Genomic DNA, 6,526 nt, shown 5'->3' with positions numbered 1-6,526 from the left:
GGGCTCGGCGAGGTGTCATCATCGCCCGCCCAGCACCCGCCGGGCCCGCCCCGTACTGCAGCACCGCCGTACCGAACGCCGGTACGGCGGGCACATACACCAGCCGGCCGCCGTCTGCAGTCCGCTGCTGCTCCAGCAGCTGCCCGGCGGCATCTAAGATGACGCCTGTATCTGCGGCGTCACCCGGCAGCTCCAGCAGCTGCGGGCCCTCCCAGGACGAGCTGCTCAGCAGCGTAAAGTATCCCGGTGTGCCGTCGCTGTCATCTGCATCGTCCTCTTCGGCTGCTCCCGCCCCGCTCAGCAGTGTCAGCGCCCGGGCCTCGCCTTCCGCATATTCAAGATCGCTGTCCTGATAGACCTCCTTGATCGAGGAGCCCGGGATAATATCATGGAACTGGTTGCGCAGCAGAATCTCCCAGATGCCGCCCAGCTCAGCTGCAGGGTAAGACGACGCCAGATTACCGCGGCTTACGCCGGCCAGCGTATACAGCCATTCCGCATCACGCAGGAGCAGCTCCAGGCGGCGGTTGTATTTTTTATTGCGGGCCTGCGAGGTATAGGTTCCCCGGTGGCATTCGAAGTACAGCTCGCCGTTCCAGGTATGCACGTATGCATCTGTATTTTCAATCCGCTCATGCAGCCCTTCAAAATATTCGCCCGCGCTGCCGGGCTTAAGCTTAGGAATACCCGGAAGCTTGTCAAAGCGCCGGCGGAGCTCCAGCATATCCCGCGTCGGGCCGCCGCCCCCGTCACCCCAGCCGTAGGCAAACAGCAGATGATCATTGATTTCTTTGTCCTGATACGAGTTCCAGATCCCGCGCAGCAGCCCGGCTGTCATCCGTCCGTTATAGGTGTAGGCATCGCCGTCCTTTTCCGAAGTAGTGATGAAGTGTGTCAAAACTTCCGAACCATCCATCCCGCGCCACCAGAACGTATCGTGGGGCATCCGGTTGGACTGGTTCCAGCTGATTTTGGTCGTCATAAAGGTATCAATGCCTGATTTACGCAAAATCTGCGGCAGCGCCCAGCTGTAACCGAACACGTCCGGCAGCCACAGATACTTGCTCTCGATACCGAACTGCTCCCGGAAGTAACGTTTGCCGGTCAGAATCTGACGGACCAGTGATTCACCGGATGGAATATTACAATCCGACTCCAGCCACATAGCCCCCTCCGGCTCCCAGCGCCCATCCTTAATCCGCTCCTTGATCTGCCCGAACAGCTCAGGATAATCCTGCTCCAGATACGCATACAGCTGCGGCTGTGACTGCATGAACTGGTATTCCGGATATTCCTGCATCAGCCGCAGAACGGTCGAGAAGGAACGGGCCGCCTTTTCCCGGGTATGCTTCAGCTGCCATAGCCAGGCGACATCAATATGCGTATGTCCAAGCATCGTAAGTGTCACATCAAAGGTCTTCGGCATTGCCTCCACCGCTTCGTTCAGGCTGGCTCCCGCCTGGTACATGGAGCTGATATGCTCCTCTGAGCCGGGCTCAGTCCAGTCAATCTTACGGAACGCGGCGTCCAGCGCCTGCTTCAGCCACTGCTTCTCCGGCTGGTCCCGGTTCAAGTACCGGAAGGTATCAATCGCCGCCCGGGACATGTAGAACAGATCGTCAATACGTTCATCCAGATAGCCGATCATCGCCTCGCTGATCGTATGCTCCTGCACCCTTGGCGGTCCCCCGCCCTCAAGACCGGACCACAGCCGGAACACAAGCTCCACTTCTCTGCCGCCTAATTCATCCCCAAAAATAACCTCCTGATGATTCGTATCCACCCCCTGATACGGTGAACCGTTTACAAACAGCAGCGATTCAAAGCCGGAATTATTGAAGCCACCGGATTTACCGAAATCAAATCTGCCGGCCAGCTTAAAGCCCGCCTTCTTCTCAGGCAGCACCACTGCCACACGCAGCCAGACATAACGGTCACGCCCGCTCCACCGCTCGCTCAGCCGGATTGTCCCGTCAAAGGCAACACTCCCCGGATATACTCCGTTTTTCCCGTCCTCATCCTCCGCCGACTCCAGCTCCGCAATCTCAGTCACCATGATATATCTGTGCTTTCCAACCTCCGCTTGACGGCGGATCAGCTTTTCTTCTGTCAAAAACAAATGTATCACCTCTTCCATCCGATTGTATCCGCTTCTATAGGGCCAATATAGCAAATCCCGCTGCTCAAAAACTACGCTTCATTTGCGGGAATGGGGAGATTTCATTGCATATTTTGCTTTTTGAAACCTATAATAGAGAAAATCAAGGAATAAGGCGGCGAGCGTCTATGCTTGAAAACGGATTGTTATACGAGCAGGGATACAGCATTAACATTAATACTCCCGGTGACCCGCTTTTTTACTATTTCGACTATGATGAGCGGTCACACAACATTAATATGGAGTTCCAGCATGACCATGATTTCTATGAGATTCATATTCTGATGGATTCCCGCGCCACTCATGTTATCGACGGCAAAATCCATGCCCTCCGGCAGTATGACATCGTTCTGCTCCGTCCCTACCTGCTGCATATGACCCAGTATCCGGAAGGGCCGCCGCATAAGCGGCTGATTATTAATTTTGCCATGCCGGCCAGTATACCCGGTTTGGAGAACGCTTACAAAAATATGCTGCTTCCCTTTGCCGAGGAGATTCCGATTTACCGTCTGACGGGTGAGCCGCGGAGTGCCGTATTTGATCCGCTTAATGCTATTTTCACCCAGTCACACAACAGCTCTGCGCTCAATCCGGTACTGGTTCACACGCTGTTTCAGCAGTTTCTGTGCGCTCTATCCCAGCAGCAGGACAAGAACAGCTATGTGCTGGAGGAAGCCGGCAGCGCCAACGCGCAAAAAATATATTCCATCACCGCCTATATTCACAGCAATTACAGCAGCGAGCTGTCTCTGGATTCAATCTCCAGGGCGTTTTACATCAGCCCGTATTACCTGTCGCACCAGTTCCGGATCGTCACCGGCTCCACTCTGACCGGGTATATTCAGACGACCCGGGTCCGTAAAGCCCAGCATCTGCTGGTTCATACCCGCCAGAGAATCTCCGGCATTGCCGAGCAATGCGGCTTCACCAGCTTCTCGCAGTTCAACCGGATTTTTAATAAGCTGAGCGGCATGTCGCCCTCCGCGTTCCGCAAGCAACAGGCCCTTCCGGGGGGTACCCCGGCCCAGTTGTCCTATTAGGCGGAGGCGCACTCAGCACCTGTAATCAACAACCAGCACCTGCACTCAACGGTCAAACTACTTGCTATAATGAAAAAAGCTTCCGGACTGCCCAAGGGCAATCCGGAAGCTTCTTTGCTGTTATGCGGTCGAGAGGACTCGAACCTCCACGGTATTGCTACCACACGGACCTGAACCGTGCGCGTCTGCCAATTCCGCCACGACCGCAAATTGTCTATCGCGGCACAAGAATGAATATATCATGAATTCGGGAATGGCGCAAGCTATTTTTTAAATTTCAAAAAAAATCTCCAATGCTTCTTGCTTCATCCTGCTATATATTGGGAGTGAGGTGATTGATATGGATATTAATACTCGTATGCCTGTAGATAGACCCCATGTAACAGTAAACAGTCCTAATCAGCTTCCAGAGATGCTGCAGGAGCTGAAGGAGCAGCTTCCCGGTTTTGCCGCTCTGGAGGGAGTCTGCGGCATCACGCTGAACGGCGGATGCTCACGCGGATATGCCGATGAATATTCAGAGATTGACCTGGTCTTTTATGTGGAGGAAGGACAATACAGAATGTGGACCGGCGGTCAGTCTCCGCTGCCGCTCGGTATAACCAGAATAGGCCGGTATCTCTATGACATCAAAGCCGTAAGCCTGGAGGAAGAGCTGCAGAAGACCTGGGATAGCACAGCCTTGTGGGATTTGTCCTATGCCCGGATACTGTATGATCCCGAAGGGCAAATCGCCGGGCTGGTCCGGACGAAGCTGGCTGAGCGGCCGGGGCGGCTGCAGGCTGAAGGGCTGATGTTCAACTGCTGGTGGCATTACCGGCTGGCCGGCGATATCTGGCTGCACCGGGGAGACACCGTGCAGGGCCACGCCATGCTGAATACAGCCGCAGTACAATTAATCGAAGCATTGTTCACTGCCAACCGTGAGTACGTGCCGCATTCAAAATGGCTGATTCATCTGAGCCGCACGCTGTCATGGACACCTGCCGGATGGGAGGAGAGCCTGCCGGAGCTCATGGGCACCGGGGACTTCTCCGTGGAGAGTCTGAGCAGCCGGCAGGCCGCCATCGCCCGTTACTGGAACGAAATTGATGTTTACCTCATCAGCCGTGAATGCCCGGAATATCCGCTCAATATGATGCACAAAACCTTTTATGATCTGCTTAAGCTTCTGCTCGCTCATAATACCCTCCCTATAACGGAATGGACCGCCAGGGCAGGCTTATCCATGCTGCCGGCAGAACCCTTCATCCGCTTCACCTCAATTGACGGAGACCGGATTATTATCGACAAAAATAGGTTTCTGTCCGTTGCCCCCGGCGAGCTGTATGCCTGGCATGCTTCTATCCTGGTTCAGCTTCATACTGAGCTGGGTAAGGGCTAAACCGGTTCAACCGGCAGTTGTTTTTCCGCTGCGTATCTCCTGCTCCAATCGCTGTTCATTACACCGGATGGAATTATAATGAAATTACGACGTCGAATTTATATCCGGGAGACGAGACCATGATTAATATCGAAAAAACAGGCAAGCGCATCGCCCTGCTCCGCAGAGAAAAGCAGCTGTCCCAGGAGCAGCTGGCTGAACAGCTGCATGTCAGCGCCCAGGCTATATCCAAGTGGGAGACCGGCCGGTCATTGCCTGAAACGGCTACCCTGCCGCTGCTCTCTGCTGTTCTGGGCCAATCTATCGACAGCCTTCTGCTGCCGCAGGAGCTTGCGTTACTGTCAGCAGTCTACACAGACGGCAACAAGCAGCAGGACGTTACTTCTCTGGTAAGCCGGTTCCTTAACCGTGATCAGCTCGTTCTGACTGTCAGCGATCAGCTTTTTGACGGATTACTGCAGAGCGGCCGGATCAAGCTGCTGATCATTAAATACGAAACACCCTCAGGTGTATATTCAACCTATGCGTTAACAGGACAGCAGCTGGCATTAGATGTGCATACCAAAGGCTATTCCCTTGATGTGCCTGGGCTTACGCTTGTGCATGCCGCTTACGGCAATGAGCTTGCCAGCCGGGATATGCTGAAGAAGATGAAGCACTATGCTTATTTTGGATGGCAGCAGTTTACGGTAGACCAGCAGCTTTTTCCGGGCACAATGGGGCATGAGGGAAAGGAATACCTGCTGCTTGTCTATTGGAATGCAGAGGGAATTCAGGCGGTAAGCTGCGCGGAGGGAGAGCAGATGCATTACAACGCCGAGCGGACCCGGATGTTTGTGACAGCATTGTCCCGGCAGCGGTACATTATTGATAATGTTCAGCAGCTCGGTTTTGGCAAAGGAATGGACTGTTCGTGGGCCGGAGCGCTTTATACCGCCTTAACCTCAATGGGCACAGCTACCAGTTACGAAGAGGTTATGGGCATCTCGGGAGCATGCTGGAGGGCTGCTTTTACTCCGGTATGGGATTACAGCGCAGCCGACGCCCTCACTGCCTATGACTATGCTTCACCGGCATTCAGCGCTTACGGGCTTAAGGCCCGCTGGGCGGAGCGGCTTAGCGCAGAGGAACGCAGGCTCGAATCGTCTGCTGTCATGGAAAGCCTCCATAATCACCGCCTGCCGGTTGCCATAAATCTGAGGGTCGCTCCCGAGTGGGGCGTTATTACAGGTTATCTTGATAACGGGAATACACTGCTGTGCCGCAGCTATTTTGACGATGAGACCTTTACGGAGCTGAAGGATGATCCTGAGTTTCGGGAGACGATGAAAGACAGCAGCGGGTACCTGTATGTGGACCATTGGCCGTATAGACTTCTTTTTCTGGAAAAGTCGAGTGATAATCCGCCGCCGTCTGGACTGGATAATCTCCTTGCCTCCCTGCGCATTAAGCTGGATTCGATGCAGGCCGTAGAGCAGCAGGGCTATCTGCTGGGCTACCGCGCCCTGGATGCCTGGCGGGAGGGGCTGCTGGACGATGTCTGGTACACGGCAGCAGATAAAGAGACGTTCGCACGCCGTTATAGCGTTAATCACTTCTGCATGACGGCCTTAACAGACGCCCGGAGAAGCGCTGCTGCTTATCTTAGAGCCTCTCTGCCGCTTATACTGAATGCTCAGGTGTATGCGCTGCTGGCCGAGATGGCAGCTATCTATGATCAGATATATAAGCTGCTTGATCATCATTACAGTAATATGACTCCTCCTGCAGCGCTGCAGACACAGCCCGGACTCAAGCAGCTCTGGGACCGGAAGGAACGCAGACAGCAGGCAGAGCTTCTGCATAAGACAGCCGGGCTTGAGCGGCGGGGAGATGAGCTGGCGGCGATGATTCTGGAACAGCTGCGGGCGGAGTAGACTTATTTGGGCGGGGGGGGGGGGGCAG

Annotated in this window: 4 protein-coding genes and 1 tRNA gene; 3 read left to right on the top strand and 2 right to left on the bottom strand. The window is 54.6% G+C overall.

The window, feature by feature from the left end:
- Positions 1 to 2,119: alpha-mannosidase (locus tag BN3772_RS26090; RefSeq protein WP_052380703.1), on the bottom strand; the 2,119-nt coding region annotated here is incomplete at its 3' end.
- Positions 2,120 to 2,286: 167 nt separating this feature from the next.
- On the opposite strand from BN3772_RS26090, the gene BN3772_RS26085 reads away from it, so the two are divergent.
- Positions 2,287 to 3,198 (top strand): helix-turn-helix transcriptional regulator, encoded by a 912-nt coding sequence (locus BN3772_RS26085; RefSeq protein ID WP_042203271.1) that lies wholly within the window; start codon positions 2,287 to 2,289, stop codon positions 3,196 to 3,198.
- Between the two features lie 123 nt (positions 3,199 to 3,321).
- Here the strand turns inward: BN3772_RS26085 and BN3772_RS26080 are convergent.
- Positions 3,322 to 3,405 (bottom strand) — tRNA-Leu (locus BN3772_RS26080).
- A gap of 133 nt (positions 3,406 to 3,538) precedes the next feature.
- Between BN3772_RS26080 and BN3772_RS26075 the strand changes: the two genes are divergently transcribed.
- A complete protein-coding gene (locus tag BN3772_RS26075; RefSeq protein ID WP_052380702.1) occupies positions 3,539 to 4,582 on the top strand; it encodes a DUF4037 domain-containing protein in 1,044 nt (347 codons plus the stop codon).
- A 119-nt stretch (positions 4,583 to 4,701) separates the two neighbouring features.
- The gene (locus BN3772_RS26070; protein ID WP_052380701.1) at positions 4,702 to 6,498 is read left to right on the top strand and encodes a helix-turn-helix domain-containing protein; all 1,797 of its coding nucleotides are present in this window, start codon (positions 4,702 to 4,704) and stop codon (positions 6,496 to 6,498) included.
- Positions 6,499 to 6,526: the final 28 nt, after the last annotated feature.

It is taken from the genome of Paenibacillus camerounensis, from assembly GCF_000723885.1.
In the GTDB taxonomy this organism is placed as follows: domain Bacteria; phylum Bacillota; class Bacilli; order Paenibacillales; family Paenibacillaceae; genus Paenibacillus_AQ; species Paenibacillus_AQ camerounensis.
The sequence above is the reverse complement of the archived record's forward strand: the minus strand, read 5'-3'. Positions and strand labels throughout refer to the sequence as shown.

Coding starts and splice junctions, on each gene's coding strand:
- BN3772_RS26085 (WP_042203271.1), top strand. CDS start 2,287: ATGCTTGAAAACGGATTGTTATACGAGCAGGGATACAGCATTAACATT.
- BN3772_RS26075 (WP_052380702.1), top strand. CDS start 3,539: ATGGATATTAATACTCGTATGCCTGTAGATAGACCCCATGTAACAGTA.
- BN3772_RS26070 (WP_052380701.1), top strand. CDS start 4,702: ATGATTAATATCGAAAAAACAGGCAAGCGCATCGCCCTGCTCCGCAGA.